Here is an 18786-nt window from a genome sequence, read left to right on the forward strand (position 1 = left end):
TTAAGGGCGCTTACGTTGCAACTGTCTATCGAGTTGCTAAAGTTATCTAAAAGAGGCTTATCTCAACGCGCCCCCAATGGGGCACCGCTGCATTCAGGTTACTTCACATAAGAAATTTTATGTTAAATGATTGTTAGAAATGCCCCTTGATCGAGGCATTTTCTATAAAGAATACTAAAAACTAATTAAAGCCAACCAAGTTTCAAAACAAGGCAGTTCTCAGCAATCATATTTTTAAATTATATAACTCCCAACTGAGCTTTTGCTCCAACGATAAGGCTTTCATTTTGAGTTTCTAAGGCAAATAAACCATACATCAAAGGAGAGGCCGCTGCTCTTTCTAAAGTCTGTTCATATAGTTTATTCCAAACTTTACCCCCTAGTTTTTCATACTCGATGATTAGAGTTTTGAGGCTTTCTTCTCCAAACAAAGTTACATGCCCAGCAAAATCAATCGCTGGGTCATCTATATGGGCTGTTGACCAATCAATAACGCCTGAAACAGCTCCATCCTTTGAAGCTAGTACATGCCCAGCATATAAATCGCCATGTATAAATTGGGTGAAATCTGCCCATAGAACATCATTATCCAACCATTTTCTGTAGCGGGTTTCCAATTGCTCACTTATACCAATTTCAGATTTTACTAACTGCAAATTGTTTGCTATTTCAGGTCTTAAATCTGAAGGTTTCATAATTTTCAAATCATTTTCCCGAACTTCTTTTTCAGGAATACTATGGATTTCAAATAAGGTTTTTGCCAAAGATGTTATGTATTTCGGGCTATCTTTGTCCATATTCCAAATTATTTCATAGGTTTCAGCATCCAAATTTAAAACAGGATTATCTTTAAGTATGGGATAAGCCACTAATTCTGTAGATGAAATTCTCCAATCAGGAACCTCTACAGAAAGATGTTTTTTTACCAATTCTAAAATGCGTTTTTCTTTCTTGATTTGTTCCCTCATGCCATCACGACGAGGAATACGCAGCAACCATTGTTGCCCCTTTGTATCAAGAGCAAAAACGACCTTAAAATCAATGCCCATTTCATTGAAATTCATTTTGTCCGTAAGCAACAAGCCGTGTGCTTCAGCAAGTGATTGAATATCTTGAATTGTCATTTTTAATTTCCTTTAAAGAGTTCAATAATTAATGTTCGGATTAGATTGGCTATCATTAACAATCTCTCTCAAAAGTCTTGATGATTTTGTGGTCTTTGATCTCGTAGATAATGTCAGCAATATTATCGACCAATTGCTTGTCATGAGATACGAAGATAATAGTTCCTGCATAGGACTTCATCATTGTTTCTAATGCGGCAATACTTTTTAGGTCAAGATAGTTTCCTGGTTCATCCATAAGCAAAATATTATATTTTCCTAAAAGCATTTTGGATAAAAGCAGTTTGATGATTTCACCTCCCGATAAGTCGGATAAGTTTTTTTGAATATCATTCGCTCCGATCCCCATTGAAGCCAATACTGCACGAATTTCCGCAACTGTGTACTCGCACTCTTCCTGCATAAAGGAGAGCACAGATTTATGCGTGTTAAATTTATATCCTGTTTGTGTAAAGTAGCCAATTTCAGCTTTTGGAGATATGGTTAATCCATCAGCACGTTCTGATATCATTTTTAACAAGGACGTTTTCCCTGTTCCATTCGATCCAGTTATAGCGACTTTAGCGCCAAGCGGTATTATAAAGTTAGCGTCATCAAAGATAGTACGGCTACCAAATTTTAAGCTCAGACCATCTGCCGTAATCGGGAACTTATTGTGCAGTTCTAGGGCTGAACTTTGACGAAAACGAATAGAACGCAAATGCTCTGGTGCTTGAATATCTTCTAATGCAGCCAAACGCTTTTCCATACTCTTAGCTGCCTGATACAGTTTTCTTTGCTTGGTGCCAGTCATTTTTGCATGCCCAAGTCGTCCAGCACTTTCGGTAGAGTTTTTGGATTTTTCTCCTTTTTTCTTATTGTCTAATCGATTAGCTTGCTGGCGTTTTTCTTGCACAGCAGATTCTAATCGCTCCCGTTCCTTCATCATCAGCTCATATTCTACGGCTTGGTGTTGTCGCTCTTCTTCTTTTTGACGCAAGTAATCCGAGTAACCACCCCAATATTCCGTAATTTTACCGTCTTTTAACTCCCATATCTTGTCTACAACCATATCAAGAAAATATCGGTCATGACTGATAACAAGTAATGCTCCATCAAATGCTTTAAGTTGACCAATAAGTAGATCTATTCCATTGAGATCAAGGTGGCTGGTTGGTTCATCCGCTAGAATGCCATGTACTTGTTGGGAAAATGCGGCAGCAATTTTTGCACGAGTTTCCTCTCCGCCACTCATTGTGTCGTTTTGTACATTGGAAACACCAAGGCGAGATAACATTGCCCGGTCTTCGACCGTTTCTATTTCGATTCCGCCCAGTTGGCTGATATGTGCAAAATCACCAAAACGCTGTAATGTCGCTTCGGCTAAAACAATTTCGCCATTAAGTACTTTGAGTAAACTACTCTTTCCTGCTCCGTTATCACCCACAAGACCAATACGGTCATAAGAGTGAATTTCCAATTCATCAATATCCAAAACATCACGCCCAGCATAATCCAAGCGTATGTTTCTCGCTTTAATAATTAAACTCATTTTTATTTACTCCTGTTTAGCTCTTGAAATTTTTTATGCAGCAAACAGGATTTAGGTGAAAACAAAAGCTAGCATCACAGTGTCCTCCCAAAAAAAAAGCTATTCATCCACAGGGTGGACAAATAGCTAGTCAATTAAGTTATAACTGGAAACTATGCACTAAAAGCATACTTATAAATTAAGCATACTTTTACTTTATATATCCGCATATATTCTTAAAGACACAACAAAAGCCCACCATTATAAAATAGTGTCACTATGCAAATAGTTGTGTCTTAACGAATGCGGATAGAATGCATAAACTTACCTAAAAAATAAAATTCAGTTTTATGATAACTTTACTGTTAAAAGAAGTCTAGACAACCTTGTTTTATGCTTGGATATAAGGCTTATTTTAGGCACTGTTGCAAAGTTAGCGATGAGGCAGCCTTTTGTCTTATTCAAAGGCCTTACATTTCAAAAACTCTGCTTACCAGGCGCATTTCGCCCAGGGGATCACCATAATAAAATGCTGAGGCCTGGCCTTTGCGTAGTGCACGCATCACCTCAATACCTTTGATGGTGGCGTAAGCCGTCTTCATGGATTTAAATCCCAGCGTGGCGCCGATTATCCGTTTCAGTTTGCCATGATCGCATTCAATCACGTTGTTCCGGTACTTAATCTGTCGGTGTTCAACGTCAGACGGGCACCGGCCTTCGCGTTTGAGCAGAGCAAGCGCGCGACCATAGGCGGGCGCTTTATCCGTGTTGATGAATCGCGGGATCTGCCACTTCTTCACGTTGTTGAGGATTTTACCCAGAAACCGGTATGCAGCTTTGCTGTTACGACGGGAGGAGAGATAAAAATCGACAGTGCGGCCCCGGCTGTCGACGGCCCGGTACAGATACGCCCAGCGGCCATTGACCTTCACGTAGGTTTCATCCATGTGCCACGGGCAAAGATCGGAAGGGTTACGCCAGTACCAGCGCAGCCGTTTTTCCATTTCAGGCGCATAACGCTGAACCCAGCGGTAAATCGTGGAGTGATCGACATTCACTCCGCGTTCAGCCAGCATCTCCTGCAGCTCACGGTAACTGATGCCGTATTTGCAGTACCAGCGTACGGCCCACAGAATGATGTCACGCTGAAAATGCCGGCCTTTGAATGGGTTCATGTGCAGCTCCATCAGCAAAAGGGGATGATAAGTTTATCACCACCGACTATTTGCAACAGTGCCCATCGGCGTAGTAGTGGATGTGGTCGATGACAAAGCCGGTGCGGGTCAGCGTGCGCCGGAGGATCGGCAGAAAATCGACCAGGAACGAAGTAGCGCGTGTGACGACGGCCGGTACGCCGACACGCGCCACGGCCTCGGCCCAGCGCGCGGCCGGCGGTTGGAGCAGGCCGTTGTGCACCGAACCGTGGTAGGTGCCGACCGCCAATGTGAGCCAGCGCTCTAGCTCGCGCAGCGTCAGGGCGGCCTTGTTTTCGGAATCGTAGTCGCCGCGCTGGTCAGGGTTGGAGAAGGTCGTTCCCGGCAGTTCGTCGTGAATCATCTGCATCGCCGTGCCGATGATCCGTTCCACGATGCCGCCATAGTGCGGCTGTCCCAGCGGGCGATAGTCCAGCCGGATGCCATGCTGCTCGCAACCCCGGCGCAGGGCCTCGCTCTTGAACTCGGCCGCGTTGTCTAGGTAGAGCAGTAAGGGCTTGCCGCTCATCTGCCAATCCATTTCCACGTTCAGTCCTTCCAGCCAAGGGCGCTTGTCGCAGGCGACATGCACGAGGCACAGGCCAACCGAAACGGCAGACGGCGCTTCCAGCGTGACGACCATGCCGAGCACGCAGCGGGTGAACACGTCGATGGCGAGGGTCAGGTACGGGCGGCCAATAGGTTGCCGGTCGCGGTCATCGACCACGATCAGGTCGATGACCGTATGGTCTATCTGCACCTGCTCCAGCGGCGCGGTCACGGCAGGAGGCTCGCCGCCCACACCTTGTAGGTCACGAGCGGCATCCTGGCCTTCCCGCCGGCGGATGACCTTGCGCGGGTCAAGGCTAGCGATCCGTAAGGCCACGGTATTGCGCGCCGGCACTCGCAGTTTTTGAGCCTTGCACACCTGAGTGACTTCGCGGTGAAAGGCCGCTAGGCTGCGCTTCTGCTTGGTCAGGAACCGCTTTTGCAGTAGCTCGTGGATGACGCGCTCGACCGGTTCCGGCAAGCGCCCCTTACCTTTACCTCCACCGGACTGGCCGGGCACCAGATCCGTCACGAGGCCGCTGCCTTGCCGGGCACGCCGGATCAGAACGTATACCTGGCGCCGAGACAAGCCCAGCGCCTGAGCCGCCATATCGGCCGCTTCGTGCCCGACCGTCTCCGACTGCGCCAACGGACTGATGATCTCCGCACGACGGCGCGCACGCTCCCAAGCCTCATCAGGCAGAGTGGCCACGCCTTGTTCTGGAATCCGTGGGGTGTCCGTCGCCATGCTCACCTCGCTTTGGTGCACACGAGTATTGAGCATAGTCGAGATTGGTGCAGATCACTTCTGATATTGAACTGTCAGGAGCTGGCTGCACAACAGCCATTACGCCCAATCAACTGGTGCAGTCGTCTTCTGAAAATGACATCCATGCCCAGCCCGTGCGCGAGCTGGATCACCGCCCGCACGATAGTTTGGTCACGGGCATCATCCGGGAGCCTGGCGACAAAGGATTGGTCGATTTTCAATGTGGTGATGGGGCAGCATTTCAGATGTTGCAGGCAGGAATAGCCGGTGCCGAAGTCGTCGGCGGCGAAGCGCACGCCGATGGCGCGCAAGGCGTCGAAACTGGCGAACAGGGCTGGATTGCCGAATGCGACCGATTCGGTCAGTTCGATCTCCAGAAGCTCGGCGGGCAGGGCCATATCGGCCAGCACCCGCTTTACCTCGTCGTCGAACGTTGGCCCAACCTGGCTGGCGGACACATTGATGGCAAGACGGAACGGTTGCCATGCCGGTCCTTGCCACTTGTGCATCTGGCGACAGGCCTCGCCCAGCACCCACGCGCCTATTTCCGGCATCAGGCCGAACGACTCGGCCAGCGGCAGGAACTGGCCGGGCGGCAACAGGCCAAGCCTCGGATGCCGCCAGCGCATCAACGCTTCCGCGCCAGCGATCCGGTGATCGCGCAGATCGACCAGCGGCTGGTAATGCAGGTCAAGCTGTCCGCGCGCCGCCGCCTGCGCCAACTCGGCCGCCGTCCATCCGGCGGGCTGCGAACTCGTCATGATCCGCCCCGGAAGGCGCGCAGCAGCCGCGTTACGGCCAGAACGAACAAGCCGGTCAGCGCGAGCGCGGCAACACCCCAATGCTCGCCAAGGAAGGCACCGGCGGTCGTCCCGGCCAGCACGGCGGCGAGAATCGGCAGATGGCAGGGGCAGGTCAACACGGCCAGCGCACCCCACAGGTAGCCGGAAACGGGTTGGCGCGTCTCGGGCGGCAGTTTGTCAGGGGCGTTCACGGCAATGCCTCCTCGTGCGCCCGCTCGGCTGGCATGGAGGCCAGTTGCGCGTCCAGATGGGCCAACGCCGCGCGCCGCCGCTCGACCAACTGGCGCAGCACGGCAAGCTGCGCTGCGGCTTGTGCGCCGTCCGCTGCGTCGAGCGCACGGCACAGCCGCGCCAGGGCATCCAGGCCGATACCCGCCTCGAAGGCCGCGCGCACGAAGCACAGCCGTTGCAAGGCCGCATCGTCGAACACGCCGTAGCCGCCCGTGGTGCAGGCCACCGGCCGTAACAAGCCGCGCACCAGGTAGTCGCGCACGATATGTACGCTCACCCCAGCGTTATGGGCCAGTTGCGATACCGTGTAGGCGCTCATCGCACACCTCCTTGTCCTCACCCGGCGCAGCAGGAAAGCTGCTTCACATCCTTGTTGAAGGTCTGCGCCGCGAGCTTCAACCCTTCGACCATCGTCAGGTAGGGGAACAACTGGTCGGCCAGTTCCTGCACCGTCATCCGGTTGCGAATCGCCAGTGCGGCCGTCTGGATCAGTTCGCCCGCTTCCGGGGCCACTGCCTGCACGCCGATCAGTCGTCCGCTGCCTTCTTCAACCACCAGTTTGATGAAGCCGCGCGTGTCGAAGTTGGCGAGCGCGCGCGGCACGTTGTCCAGCGTTAGCGTGCGACTATCAGTTTTGATGCCGTCATGGTGCGCTTCCGCCTCGCTGTAGCCTACGGTCGCCACTTGCGGGTCGGTGAACACCACGGCCGGCATCGCGGTCAGGTTCAGGGCCGCGTCACCGCCGGTCATGTTGATCGCGGCGCGAGTGCCGGCCGCTGCCGCCACATAGACGAACTGCGGCTGGTCGGTGCAGTCGCCTGCGGCGTAGATGTGTTCCACGCTTGTACGCATGCCGGGGTCGATGACGATAGCGCCTTGCGGGGTGAGCGTGACGCCCGTCGCATCCAGTGCCAGCTTGCGTGTGTTGGGCGCGCGGCCGGTGGCGACCAGCAGCTTGTCGGCGCGCAGTTCGCCGTGCGCCGTGGTGAGCACGAATTCGCCGTCCCCTTCACCATTGATATACGCGACCTGGCTGGCCTGGGTGTGTTCCCTCACCTCGATGCCCTCCATGCGGAATGCGGCCGTGACGGCTTCGCCTATAGCTGGGTCTTCGCGGAAGAACAGCGTGCTGCGAGCCAGGATCGTCACCTTCGCTCCGAGTCGGGCGAACGCCTGCGCCAGCTCCAGCGCCACCACTGATGAGCCAATCACGGCCAGGCGCTTAGGAATCGTCTCGCTGACCAGCGCTTCAGTGGAAGTCCAGTACGGAGTGTCTTTCAGGCCGGGAATCGGCGGCACGGCCGGGCTCGCGCCGGTGGCGATCAGGCAGCGGTCGAATGCCACCACGCGCTCGCCGCCGTCGTTGAGTTGCACGATCAGGTTGCGATTGTCCTTAAAGCGGGCGGAGCCGTGCAGCACAGTGATCGCCGGATTGCCCTCCAAGATGCCTTCGTACTTGGCGTGGCGCAGTTCATCGACGCGGGCCTGCTGCTGGGCCAGCAGCGCCGTGCGCTGGATGGTCGGCGTGGTAGCGGCGATGCCGCCATCGAACGGGCTTTCCCGGCGCAGATGGGCGATATGGGCGGCGCGGATCATGATCTTGGACGGCACACAACCGACATTGACGCAGGTGCCGCCGATGGTGCCGCGCTCGATCAGCGTGACACGTGCGCCTTGCTCGACGGCCTTCAGCGCCGCTGCCATCGCGGCCCCGCCGCTGCCGATGACGGCGATATGCAATGCGCCGCTGCTACCCGTCTTGTCGTTTCTGCCCAGCAGATCGCGCATCTTGTCGAGCAATCCGCCCGGCGTCGAAACTGAGGGGGCATCGGCCAGCGTGGCCCGATAACCGAGTCCAGCTACAGCGGCCGTCAGCGCGTCGGGTGACGTGCCGACCTCAATGGCGAGCTTGGCGCTGCCCTTGGCGTAGGAGACATCCGCTGATTGCACGCCGGGCACTTTCTCCAGGGCGTCCTTGACATGCACTGCGCACGAGTCGCAAGTCATGCCGGTGATTTTGAGAGTGCTCATACCATCGTTCCTTATTCGTGTGGGCCGCCGTGTCGCACGGTCAGCCGTCTTTCACAAGCGCTTGGCGGGGAGTTCGCAGCCGTCCGGTCCGCAACGGCGATGCGCCGGCGACACGAAGTCCCAGATCGACACCCCAATCATCAAGGCCAGGCCGACGTACATCAGGTTCGCCGTCCACCAGTTGCCGAGCAGCCAGACCGTGGCCGCAAACACGATGGCCGGGCCGATCATGCCGAGCAGACTGCGCAGCCATTGCCGATGACTGAACCAACCCAGCGCGTTCGCCAGGAAGGCCAGCGCGGCAAACAGCGGCAGCAGGCGGCTGATGAACAGTCCCTCGTACTGGCTCAAGAAGCCCAGCCCGATGGCCGCGCCGAAGCTGGCGAGGGCTGGAAAGCAGGCGGCGCAGCCCATCGCGGAAACGACGCTGCCGAGCGCGCCGGTTTTATCGGCAATGCGTGTCATCAGTCCCATGAAGCGGCTCTCGCTGTTGTCGTTGGCTTGCTGGCTCACTGCTTGACGCTGGACGGATAGCCGGCGTCTGCGGTGGCCTTGGTCAGCTTCTGTACGCTGGCCTTGGTGTCGTCAAAAGTGACGACGGCCTCGCGCTTCTCGAAGCCCACATCGACCTTGCTCACGCCTTCGACCTTGGAGAGCGCTTTCTTGACTGTGATCGGGCAGGCGGCGCAAGTCATGCCGGGAACCGCTAGCGTGACGGTCTGGGTAGCGGCCCACACCGGGGCAACAGCGGCGGCGAGGGCAAGGGAGGCAAACAGTTTCTTCATGATGAACTCCTGGTTAATAGAAAAATGGAACGACATAGGGAAATCCAAGCGCGACCAGGACCAGCACGGCCACGATCCAGAAAATCAGCTTGTAGGTGGCGCGCACCTGCGGAATCGCGCAGACCTCACCTGGCTTGCATGCCTGCACGGGCCGGTAAATCCGCTTCCAGGCGAAGAACAGCGCCACTAGCGCCGCGCCGATGAACAACGGTCGATAGGGTTCCAGCACCGTCAGGTTGCCGATCCAAGCACCGGAGAAGCCCAGGGCGACCAGTACTAGCGGCCCCAGGCAGCAGGTCGATGCAAGAATGGCGGCCAGCCCGCCGGCGAAGAGCGCACCGCGCCCGTTTTGTGGTTCAGACATACGTTGGCCCTTTTGAATTTGGATTGGATAGCGTAACCTTACTTCCGTACTCATGTACGGAGTCAAGCGATATGGAAAATAATTTGGAAAACCTGACCATTGGCGTTTTTGCCAAGGCGGCCGGGGTCAACGTGGAGACAATCCGCTTCTATCAGCGCAAGGGCCTGTTGCGGGAACCGGACAAGCCTTACGGCAGCATCCGCCGCTATGGGGAGGCGGACGTGGTTCGGGTGAAATTCGTGAAATCGGCACAGCGGCTGGGGTTCAGTCTGGACGAGATTGCCGAGCTGTTGCGGCTCGACGATGGCACCCACTGCGAGGAGGCCAGCAGCCTGGCCGAACACAAGCTCAAGGACGTGCGCGAGAAGATGGCCGACTTGGCGCGCATGGAAACCGTGCTGTCTGAACTCGTGTGCGCCTGCCATGCACGAAAGGGGAATGTTTCCTGCCCGTTGATCGCGTCACTACAGGGCGAAGCAGGCCTGGCAAGGTCAGCTATGCCTTAGCGTGCTTTATTTTCCGTTTTCTGAGGTGCCCCCTAATAGTGTTCTTCCATTTCGGTAAAAATCCCTACCATGGATTCCCACTCGTCCGGGGGGTAATGACTCCAACTTATTGATAGTGTTTTATGTTCAGATAATGCCCGATGACTTTGTCATGCAGCTCCACCGATTTTGAGAACGACAGCGACTTCCGTCCCAGCCGTGCCAGGTGCTGCCTCAGATTCAGGTTATGCCGCTCAATTCGCTGCGTATATCGCTTGCTGATTACGTGCAGCTTTCCCTTCAGGCGGGATTCATACAGCGGCCAGCCATCCGTCATCCATATCACCACGTCAAAGGGTGACAGCAGGCTCATAAGACGCCCCAGCGTCGCCATAGTGCGTTCACCGAATACGTGCGCAACAACCGTCTTCCGGAGCCTGTCATACGCGTAAAACAGCCAGCGCTGGCGCGATTTAGCCCCGACGTATCCCCACTGTTCGTCCATTTCCGCGCAGACGATGACGTCACTGCCCGGCTGTATGCGCGAGGTTACCGACTGCGGCCTGAGTTTTTTAAATGGCGGAAAATCGTGTTGAGGCCAACGCCCATAATGCGGGCGGTTGCCCGGCATCCAACGCCATTCATGGCCATATCAATGATTTTCTGGTGCGTACCGGGTTGAGAAGCGGTGTAAGTGAACTGCAGTTGCCATGTTTTACGGCAGTGAGAGCAGAGATAGCGCTGATGTCCGGCGGTGCTTTTGCCGTTACGCACCACCCCGTCAGTAGCTGAACAGGAGGGACAGCTGATAGAAACAGAAGCCACTGGAGCACCTCAAAAACACCATCATACACTAAATCAGTAAGTTGGCAGCATCACCTTGATTATATTATTGATAATAATAAAAACCTTATCCCTATCCAAGAAGTGATGCCTATCATTGGTTGGAATGAACTTGAAAAAATTAGCCTTGAATACATTACTGGTAAGGTAAACGCCATTGTCAGCAAATTGATCCAAGAGAAACAACTTAAAGCTTATGATGATGATGTGCTTAAAAACTTACTCAATGGCTGGTTTATGCATATCGCAATACATGCGAAAAACCTAAAAGAGCTTGCCGATAAAAAAGGCCAATTTATTGCTATTTACCGCGGCTTTTTATTGAGCTTGAAAGATAAATAAAATAGATAGGTTTTATTTGAAGCTAAATCTTCTTTATCGTAAAAAATGCCCTCTTGGGTTATCAAGAGGGTCATTATATTTCGCGGAATAACATCATTTGGTGACGAAATAACTAAGCACTTGTCTCCTGTTTACTCCCCTGAGCTTGAGGGGTTAACATGAAGGTCATCGATAGCAGGATAATAATACAGTAAAACGCTAAACCAATAATCCAAATCCAGCCATCCCAAATTGGTAGTGAATGATTATAAATAACAGCAAACAGTAATGGGCCAATAACACCGGTTGCATTGGTAAGGCTCACCAATAATCCCTGTAAAGCACCTTGCTGATGACTCTTTGTTTGGATAGACATCACTCCCTGTAATGCAGGTAAAGCGATCCCACCACCAGCCAATAAAATTAAAACAGGGAAAACTAACCAACCTTCAGATATAAACGCTAAAAAGGCAAATGCACTACTATCTGCAATAAATCCGAGCAGTACTGCCGTTTTTTCGCCCCATTTAGTGGCTATTCTTCCTGCCACAAAGGCTTGGAATACTGAGTGTAAAAGACCAAGACCCGCTAATGAAAAGCCAACCATCATGCTATTCCATCCAAAACGATTTTCGGTAAATAGCACCCACACCGTTGCGGGAATTTGGCCTATCAATTGCGCTGAAAAATAAATAATCAACAAAATGGGCATCGTTTTAAATAAAGTGATGTATACCGAATTCGATTGCGTCTCAACCCCTACTTCGGTATCTGTATTATCACGTGTATTTTTGGTTTCACGGAACCAAAACATAACCACAAGGAAAGTGACAATATTTAGCAACGCAGCGATAAAAAAGGGACTATGCGGTGAAATCTCTCCTGCAAAACCACCAATAATAGGCCCCGCTATTAAACCAAGCCCAAAACTTGCCCCTAACCAACCGAACCACTTCACGCGTTGAGAAGCTGAGGTGGTATCGGCAATGACCGATGCCGCGACAGCCCCAGTAGCTCCTGTGATCCCTGAAAGCAAACGGCCTAAATACAGCATCCAAAGCGCACTTGAAAAAGCCAGCAATAAGTAATCCAGCGATGCGCCTATTAATGACAACAACAGCACTGGGCGCCGACCAAATCGGTCAGACATTTTTCCAAGCCAAGGAGCAAAGATAACCTGCATTAACGCATAAAGTGCAAGCAATACGCCAAAGTGGTTAGCGATATCTTCCGAAGCAATAAATTCACGTAATAACGTTGGCAAGACTGGCATGATAAGGCCAATCCCCATGGCATCGAGTAACGTAATTACCAATGCGATCTTTGTCGAACTATTCATTTCACTTTTCTCTATCACTGATAGGGAGTGGTAAAATAACTCTATCAATGATAGAGTGTCAACAAAAATTAGGAATTAATGATGTCTAGATTAGATAAAAGATTAGTGTTGGGTGGTTTAGTTGGCGGCCCTGTTGCCCGTCATCTTTTGAAAAAGGTCTCTATTCCTAAAACAACCGAGCAAGAGCGCGACACTATCGTTGAAGCTTTTGAGCAACCAAGCGTCAAAAGAAAAATCAATGCAAATAACGTTATTGAAACCATTTCAATGCTGATTATCTGTATTGTTGTTGGTGGCTATATCAGTGCATTGTTTAAAGATACTTTTCTGCAACTGCCTACTTTTGTCTGGTGTTTATTTGTCGGTATTATTATCCGTAATACACTGACTCATGTATTTAAACACGAAGTGTTTGAGCCGACCGTCGATGTATTAGGTAGCGTTGCTTTATCGCTTTTCTTGGCAATGGCGTTAATGTCATTAAAATTTGGTCAATTGGCAAGCATGGCAGGGCCAGTATTAATTATCATTGCTGTACAAACTGTTGTCATGGTGCTATTTGCCTGCTTTGTCACCTTCAAAATGATGGGCAAAGATTATGATGCTGTCGTGATCAGCGCGGGTCACTGTGGCTTTGGTATGGGAGCAACACCAACAGCAATTGCGAATATGCAAACAGTCACAAAAGCATTTGGACCATCACATAAAGCTTTCCTTGTCGTTCCTATGGTCGGTGCCTTTATTGTTGATATTTCAAACAGTATCTTAATTAAAATATTTATTGAAATTGGTACATACTTTACCTAATAGCTACACACTACTCGGCGTACTTCTCCTAACAATTTATTATAGGGCAGTATGCCGAGCCGCTTTCTTACCCCGTATATTCCCCTAGTCAATCTATTTAGCTTGCACGTTTACGAATTAATTCTCGTGACAACTAAACCAAAATTTGAATTATGACGAGTATATCTGATTATTTATACTTTATTCGTTAGAATAGTCCGTAGAAATAAATAATCAGTAGGCTACATGGAATGAAATTAAGACATCTCGATATCTTTTATGCTGTAATGACTTGTGGTTCCTTAACGCGTGCGGCTGAAGTTTTACATATTTCTCAACCCGCGGCGAGTAAAGCACTCAAACATGCTGAGCACTGAGAGATCCCCTCATAATTTCCCCAAAACGTAACCATGTGTGAATAGATTTTGAGTAAGCAGGGTTGCAGCCACGAGTGAGTCTTCCCTTGTTATTGTGTAGCCAGAATGCCGCAAAACTTCCATGCCTAAGCGAACTGTTGAGAGTACGTTTCGATTTCTGACTGTGTTAGCCTGGAAGTGCTTGTCCCAACCTTGTTTCTGAGCATGAACGCCCGCAAGCCAACATGTTAGTTGAAGCATCAGGGCGATTAGCAGCATGATATCAAAACGCTCTGAGCTGCTCGTTCGGCTATGGCGTAGGCCTAGTCCGTAGGCAGGACTTTTCAAGTCTCGGAAGGTTTCTTCAATCTGCATTCGCTTCGAATAGATATTAACAAGTTGTTTGGGTGTTCGAATTTCAACAGGTAAGTTAGTTGCTAGAATCCATGGCTCCTTTGCCGACGCTGAGTAGATTTTAGGTGACGGGTGGTGACAATGAGTCCGTGTCGAGCGCTGATTTTTTCGGCCTTTAGAGCGAGATTTATACAATAGAATTTGGCATGAGATTGGATTGCTTTTAGTCAGCCTCTTATAGCCTAAAGTCTTTGAGTGACTAGATGACATATCATGTAAGTTGCTGATAGGTTTCCAGTTTTCCGCTCCTAGGTCTGCATATTGTACTTTTCCTCTTACTCGACTTAACCAGTACCAACCCAGCTTCTCAACGGATTTATACCATGGCACTTTAAAGCCAGCATCACTGACAATGAGCGGTGTGGTGTTACTCGGTAGAATGCTCGCAAGGTCGGCTAGAAATTGGTCATGAGCTTTCTTTGAACATTGCTCTGAAAGCGGGAACGCTTTCTCATAAAGAGTAACAGAACGACCGTGTAGTGCGACTGAAGCTCGCAATACCATAAGCCGTTTTTGCTCACGGATATCAGACCAGTCAACAAGTACAATGGGCATCGTATTGCCCGAACAGATAAAGCTAGCATGCCAACGGTATACAGCGAGTCGCTCTTTGTGGAGGTGACGATTACCTAACAATCGGTCGATTCGTTTGATGTTATGTTTTGTTCTCGCTTTGGTTGGCAGGTTACGGCCAAGTTCGGTAAGAGTGAGAGTTTTACAGTCAAGTAAGGCGTGGCAAGCCAACGTTAAGCTGTTGAGTCGTTTTAAGTGTAATTCGGGGCAGAATTGGTAAAGAGAGTCGTGTAAAATATCGAGTTCGCACATTTTGTTGTCTGATTATTGATTTTTGGCGAAACCATTTGATCATATGACAAGATGTGTATCTACCTTAACTTAATGATTTTGATAAAAATCATTAGGGGATTCATCAGGACAAAGCGCCGAGCTATGGTGCAGCGATCACCGAATTGAAGCGCGAAGGAAAGCTGGACCGGGAGACGGCCCACCGGCAGGTGAAGTATCTCAATAACGTGATCGAGGCCGATCACGGAAAGCTCAAGATACTGATCAAGCCGGTGCGCGGTTTCAAATCGATCCCCACGGCCTATGCCACGATCAAGGGATTCGAAGTCATGCGAGCCCTGCGCAAAGGACAGGCTCGCCCCTGGTGCCTGCAGCCCGGCATCAGGGGCGAGGTGCGCCTTGTGGAGAGAGCTTTTGGCATTGGGCCCTCGGCGCTGACGGAGGCCATGGGCATGCTCAACCACCATTTCGCAGCAGCCGCCTGATCGGCGCAGAGCGACAGCCTACCTCTGACTGCCGCCAATCTTTGCAACAGAGCCTCCGTCGCCATGCTCACCTCGCTTTGGTGCACACGAGTATTGAGCATAGTCGAGATTGGTGCAGATCACTTCTGATATTGAACTGTCAGGAGCTGGCTGCACAACAGCCATTACGCCCAATCAACTGGTGCAGTCGTCTTCTGAAAATGACACATGGCATCTGACATCAAGTTAGGGTATGCCTCAATCTGACGGCTGCGAACCGCCAGGGACAGGCGCAATGTCAGATTCTGTCGCGGCCTTGGCGCGTGCCTGGAAGCGTTCATAGCAATCCAGCCCGCAGAAATGTTCGACGTATTCCGCGCCTTCCGGGGTGAAGGCGGCATCGAGCGGAATTTCTTTGCAGCATACGCAGCAGGTGGTGCAACTGGCAGTGTTCGGGGCGTTTGCGTTCATGGTGGTACTCCTCCAGATTGGTAGCGAAGCTCAAAGCTGCCCACTCTCGGCTGGCTGGGAAGCGGTCATGATCTTCCCTTGAAGGCCCGCAGCAGCCGCGTCACAGACAGGACAAACAAGCCGGTCAGCGTGAGGGCTGCAATACCCCAGTGCTCCCCGATGAACGCGCCGGCCGTCGTGCCGGCTAGCACAATGGCGAGAATCGGCAAATGGCAGGGACAGGTGAGCACGGCCAGCGCGCCCCACAAGTAGCCGGTGATCGGTTTGTGCGTCTCAGACGGCAAGTGCTCTGGGCTGTTCATGGCAGACTCTCCGCGTGCTGTGCCGGTTCGGTTGGCATGGCGGCCAGTTGCATTTCGAGGCTGGCCAGGGCCTCGCGCCGACGCTCGACGAGTTGCCGCAACACGGCAAGCTGCGCAGACGCACCGTCACCGTCCGCAGCATCCAGCGCCCGGCACAGCCGCGCCAGTGCGTCCAGGCCGATACCCGCTTCGAAGGCAGCCCGTACAAAGCGCAGCCGTTGCAACGCGGTGTCATCGAACAAGCCGTAGCCGCCCGTGGTGTACGCGACCGGCCGTAGCAATCCGCGCAGCAGGTAGTCGCGCACGATATGCACGCTCACCCCGGCATCAAGGGCCAGCCGGGACACTGTGTAGGCGCTCATTGAACACCTCCTTTTCCTCATCCGGCGCAGCACGAAAGCTGCTTCACGTCCTTGCTGAAGGTCTGCGCCGCGAGCTTCAGCCCTTCGACCATGGTCAGGTAGGGGAACAATTGGTCGGCCAGTTCCTGCACGGTCATACGGTTGCGAATGGCGAGCACCGCCGTCTGGATCAGTTCACCCGCTTCCGGGGCCACCGCTTGCACGCCGATGAGCCGTCCGCTACCTTCCTCGATGACCAGCTTGATGAAGCCGCGTGTGTCGAAGTTGGCAAGCGCACGCGGCACGTTATCCAGTGTTAGCAGGCGACTGTCGGTCTCGATCCCGTCGTGATGTGCTTCCGCCTCGCTGTAGCCCACGGTGGCGACCTGCGGGTCGGTGAACACCACGGCCGGCATTGCGGTCAGGTCCAGGGCCGCATCGCCGCCAGTCATGTTGATCGCCGCACGAGTGCCGGCCGCTGCCGCCACATAGACGAACTGCGGCTGGTCGGTGCAGTCGCCGGCCGCGTAGATGTTCGGGCTACTGGTGCGCATGCCCTTGTCGATGACGATGGCCCCCTGCGCATTGACGGCTACCCCCGCCGCTTCCAATGCCAGGCTGCGCGTGTTCGGTGTCCGGCCGGTGGCGACCAGCAGCTTGTCGGCGCGCAATTCACCGTGCGTGGTGGTCAGCACGAATTCACCGTCCATATGGGCGACCTGGCTGGCTTGCGTGTGCTCCAGCACCTCGATGCCTTCGGCACGGAAAGCGGCTGTCACCGCCTCGCCGATGGCCGGGTCTTCACGGAAGAACAAGGTATTGCGCGCCAGGGCCGTGACCTTGCTGCCCAGCCGGGCAAAGGCTTGCGCCAGCTCCAGCGCCACCACCGACGAGCCGATTACGGCAAGGCGTTCGGGAATGGTGTCGCTCGCCAGGGCCTCGGTGGAAGTCCAGTAGGGTGACTCTTTCAAGCCCGGAATCGGCGGGACCGCCGGGCTGGCACCCGTGGCGACCAGGCAGCGGTCGAACATCACGACGCGCTCGCCACCCTCGTTCAAACTAACGATAAGGCTCTGGTCGTCCTTGAAACGCGCTTCACCGTGCAGAACGGTGATGGCTGAATTGCCGTCCAGGATGCCTTCGTACTTGGCATGACGGAGTTCTTCGACACGGGCCTGCTGCTGGGCCAGCAGCCGCTCGCGCAAGATCGTCGGCGGTGTGGGTGGCATGCCGCCGTCGAATGGGCTTTCCCGGCGCAGATGGGCGATGTGGGCGGCGCGGATCATGATCTTGGACGGCACACAACCGACGTTGACGCAGGTGCCGCCGATGGTGCCGCGCTCAATCAGCGTGACCTGCGCGCCTTGCTCGACGGCCTTCAGTGCTGCCGCCATCGCGGCTCCACCGCTACCAATGACGACGACCTGCAACGGGCGTTCGTTGCCACTGGGCTTATCAGCGGCCCCTATCCAGCCGCGCATCTTGTCGAGCAGGCCGGCGCGGTTGTCCGTCGGTGGCGCATCGGCAAGCGTTGCCTCGTAGCCCAGTCCGGCCACGGCGGTAGTCAGCGCATCCGATGACGTGCCCGCCTCAATGGCGAGTTGCGCTGTGCCCTTCGGATAGGACACCAGCGCCGATTGCACGCCGGGCACTTTCTCCAAGGCTTCCTTGACGTGAGCCGCGCACGAGTCGCAGGTCATCCCGGTGATTTTCAGGGTGGTCATGTATTTTTCCTTTTCTGTGGTGGCTACGGCTGTTGCCGTCAGCCACGTTGTTCTGGCAATTCACAGCTGTCCGGCCCGCAGCGGCGATGTGCTGGCGAGATGAAATCCCAGACCGACACCCCAACCATCAAGGCCAGGCCGACATAGAGCAGTCCACCGCTCTGCCAGCCGTAAGCCCGCATTAAAAACACCGCTGCCAGCACCAAGATCGGGCCTATCGTGCCGAGCGCCGTGCGTCGCCACTGTCGATGATTGAGCCAAGCGATAGCATTGGCGAGTAACGCGATGCCGGCGAACATCGGCAGCAGGATGCCAATGAATAGCCCCTCGTACTGGCTCAAGAAGCCCAGTCCGATGGCCGCGCCAAAGCTGGCGATGGCAGGAAAACAGGCGGCGCAGCCCATCGCGGAAACGACGCTGCCGAGCGCGCCGGTTTTGCCAGCGATGCGCGTGATGAGTCCCATGTGTCGCTCCCGAGTTCGGTTAACGGATCAGCGTTTGAGGCTGGACGGATAGCCCGCGTCCTCGGTCGCCTTGGTCAACTTCTGGACGTTGGTCTTGGCATCGTCGAAGGTGACGACGGCCTGGCGCTTGTCGAAACTTACGTCGGTCTTGCTCACGCCCTCAACCTTGGAAAGCGCGTGCTTGACAGTGATCGGGCAAGAGGCGCAGGTCATGCCAGGCACGGACAGCGTGACGGTCTGGGTGGCGGCCCACACGGGGGCAACAACGGCAGCGAGGGCGAGGGCGGCAAACAGTTTTTTCATGATGAACTCC

Annotated in this window: 20 protein-coding genes and 6 pseudogenes; 5 read left to right on the top strand and 21 right to left on the bottom strand. The window is 53.4% G+C overall.

Features of this window, described 5'->3' with window-relative positions; translation table 11 throughout:
* Positions 1-239: 239 nt before the first annotated feature.
* The 11 genes and pseudogenes from M1E86_RS20275 to M1E86_RS20325 form a co-directional block, all read right to left on the bottom strand.
* Entirely contained in the window at positions 240-1124 is an 885-nt protein-coding gene (locus M1E86_RS20275) for an Mph(E) family macrolide 2'-phosphotransferase (RefSeq protein WP_000155092.1), read from the bottom strand.
* 55 nt (positions 1125-1179) lie between these two features.
* On the bottom strand, positions 1180-2655 hold the full coding sequence (msr(E), locus tag M1E86_RS20280) for an ABC-F type ribosomal protection protein Msr(E) (protein WP_000052512.1): 1476 nt from the start codon (positions 2653-2655) through the stop codon (positions 1180-1182).
* Between the two features lie 449 nt (positions 2656-3104).
* Entirely contained in the window at positions 3105-3809 is a 705-nt protein-coding gene (locus M1E86_RS20285) for an IS6-like element IS26 family transposase (RefSeq protein WP_001067855.1), read from the bottom strand.
* A 64-nt stretch (positions 3810-3873) separates the two neighbouring features.
* Positions 3874-5124, bottom strand: a pseudogene (locus M1E86_RS20290) (transposase); the annotation flags it as partial.
* Between the two features lie 74 nt (positions 5125-5198).
* Positions 5199-5867: an EAL domain-containing protein gene (locus M1E86_RS20295; RefSeq protein WP_001300294.1), complete on the bottom strand. Its 669-nt coding sequence runs from the start codon at positions 5865-5867 to the stop codon at positions 5199-5201.
* A 35-nt stretch (positions 5868-5902) separates the two neighbouring features.
* On the bottom strand, positions 5903-6139 hold the full coding sequence (merE, locus tag M1E86_RS20300; RefSeq protein ID WP_000993386.1) for a broad-spectrum mercury transporter MerE: 237 nt from the start codon (positions 6137-6139) through the stop codon (positions 5903-5905).
* Positions 6136-6498, bottom strand: a complete 363-nt coding sequence (gene merD, locus M1E86_RS20305; RefSeq protein ID WP_001277456.1) for a mercury resistance co-regulator MerD — start codon at positions 6496-6498, stop codon at positions 6136-6138. Before merD (M1E86_RS20305) ends, merE (M1E86_RS20300) begins: the two co-directional genes overlap by 4 nt.
* Before the next feature lie 17 nt (positions 6499-6515).
* Positions 6516-8210, bottom strand: a complete 1695-nt coding sequence (gene merA, locus M1E86_RS20310) for a mercury(II) reductase (protein WP_000105636.1) — start codon at positions 8208-8210, stop codon at positions 6516-6518.
* 51 nt (positions 8211-8261) lie between these two features.
* On the bottom strand, positions 8262-8684 hold the full coding sequence (gene merC / locus M1E86_RS20315) for an organomercurial transporter MerC (protein ID WP_001340589.1): 423 nt from the start codon (positions 8682-8684) through the stop codon (positions 8262-8264).
* 35 nt (positions 8685-8719) lie between these two features.
* Entirely contained in the window at positions 8720-8995 is a 276-nt protein-coding gene (gene merP / locus M1E86_RS20320; RefSeq protein ID WP_000732292.1) for a mercury resistance system periplasmic binding protein MerP, read from the bottom strand.
* A gap of 13 nt (positions 8996-9008) precedes the next feature.
* On the bottom strand, positions 9009-9359 hold the full coding sequence (locus tag M1E86_RS20325; RefSeq protein WP_001294663.1) for a mercuric transport protein MerT: 351 nt from the start codon (positions 9357-9359) through the stop codon (positions 9009-9011).
* A gap of 71 nt (positions 9360-9430) precedes the next feature.
* Here M1E86_RS20325 and merR point away from each other — a divergent pair, with 71 nt between their 5' ends.
* Entirely contained in the window at positions 9431-9865 is a 435-nt protein-coding gene (gene merR / locus M1E86_RS20330; protein ID WP_000429836.1) for an Hg(II)-responsive transcriptional regulator, read from the top strand.
* Between the two features lie 106 nt (positions 9866-9971).
* Here the strand turns inward: merR and M1E86_RS20335 are convergent.
* A protein-coding gene (locus M1E86_RS20335) for an IS1-like element IS1B family transposase (RefSeq protein ID WP_095033700.1) occupies positions 9972-10669 on the bottom strand; the annotation gives its coding sequence in 2 pieces (ribosomal slippage) (positions 9972-10420 and positions 10420-10669; 699 coding nt in all).
* A gap of 42 nt (positions 10670-10711) precedes the next feature.
* On the opposite strand from M1E86_RS20335, the pseudogene M1E86_RS20340 reads away from it, so the two are divergent.
* Positions 10712-11029 (top strand): annotated as a pseudogene (locus M1E86_RS20340) (tetracyline resistance-associated transcriptional repressor TetC); the annotation flags it as partial.
* A gap of 112 nt (positions 11030-11141) precedes the next feature.
* Here M1E86_RS20340 and tet(B) read toward each other — a convergent pair.
* Positions 11142-12347: a tetracycline efflux MFS transporter Tet(B) gene (gene tet(B) / locus M1E86_RS20345; RefSeq protein ID WP_001089072.1), complete on the bottom strand. Its 1206-nt coding sequence runs from the start codon at positions 12345-12347 to the stop codon at positions 11142-11144.
* Positions 12348-12446: 99 nt separating this feature from the next.
* Between tet(B) and gltS the strand changes: the two are divergent.
* Positions 12447-13154, top strand: a pseudogene (gltS, locus tag M1E86_RS20350) (sodium/glutamate symporter); the annotation flags it as partial.
* A 230-nt stretch (positions 13155-13384) separates the two neighbouring features.
* Positions 13385-13504: pseudogene (locus M1E86_RS20355) on the top strand (LysR family transcriptional regulator); the annotation flags it as partial.
* A 15-nt stretch (positions 13505-13519) separates the two neighbouring features.
* On the opposite strand, the gene M1E86_RS20360 reads toward M1E86_RS20355, so the two are convergent.
* Complete coding sequence (locus M1E86_RS20360; protein WP_001352368.1) at positions 13520-14728, bottom strand: IS4-like element ISVsa5 family transposase; 1209 nt, start codon at positions 14726-14728, stop codon at positions 13520-13522.
* Between the two features lie 98 nt (positions 14729-14826).
* Between M1E86_RS20360 and M1E86_RS20365 the strand changes: the two are divergent.
* Positions 14827-15192, top strand: a pseudogene (locus tag M1E86_RS20365) (DDE-type integrase/transposase/recombinase); the annotation flags it as partial.
* Positions 15193-15331: 139 nt separating this feature from the next.
* On the opposite strand, the pseudogene M1E86_RS20370 reads toward M1E86_RS20365, so the two are convergent.
* The 7 genes and pseudogenes from M1E86_RS20370 to merP (M1E86_RS20400) all read right to left on the bottom strand — a co-directional run.
* Positions 15332-15397 (bottom strand): annotated as a pseudogene (locus tag M1E86_RS20370) (EAL domain-containing protein); the annotation flags it as partial.
* Positions 15398-15429: 32 nt separating this feature from the next.
* On the bottom strand, positions 15430-15642 hold the full coding sequence (locus tag M1E86_RS20375) for a DUF3330 domain-containing protein (protein WP_000993245.1): 213 nt from the start codon (positions 15640-15642) through the stop codon (positions 15430-15432).
* Positions 15643-15707: 65 nt separating this feature from the next.
* On the bottom strand, positions 15708-15944 hold the full coding sequence (gene merE, locus M1E86_RS20380; protein ID WP_001087807.1) for a broad-spectrum mercury transporter MerE: 237 nt from the start codon (positions 15942-15944) through the stop codon (positions 15708-15710).
* Complete coding sequence (merD, locus tag M1E86_RS20385; RefSeq protein ID WP_001277466.1) at positions 15941-16306, bottom strand: mercury resistance co-regulator MerD; 366 nt, start codon at positions 16304-16306, stop codon at positions 15941-15943. The genes merE (M1E86_RS20380) and merD (M1E86_RS20385) overlap by 4 nt, the downstream gene beginning before the upstream one ends.
* 17 nt (positions 16307-16323) lie before the next feature.
* Complete coding sequence (gene merA / locus M1E86_RS20390) at positions 16324-18009, bottom strand: mercury(II) reductase (RefSeq protein ID WP_000209296.1); 1686 nt, start codon at positions 18007-18009, stop codon at positions 16324-16326.
* A gap of 38 nt (positions 18010-18047) precedes the next feature.
* Positions 18048-18473: an organomercurial transporter MerC gene (merC, locus tag M1E86_RS20395; RefSeq protein WP_000522996.1), complete on the bottom strand. Its 426-nt coding sequence runs from the start codon at positions 18471-18473 to the stop codon at positions 18048-18050.
* Between the two features lie 27 nt (positions 18474-18500).
* On the bottom strand, positions 18501-18776 hold the full coding sequence (gene merP / locus M1E86_RS20400; RefSeq protein ID WP_000732275.1) for a mercury resistance system periplasmic binding protein MerP: 276 nt from the start codon (positions 18774-18776) through the stop codon (positions 18501-18503).
* Positions 18777-18786 lie beyond the last annotated feature (10 nt).

Source organism: Providencia sp. PROV200 (assembly GCF_049901995.1).
GTDB classification, from domain to species: Bacteria; Pseudomonadota; Gammaproteobacteria; order Enterobacterales; family Enterobacteriaceae; genus Providencia; species Providencia rettgeri_E.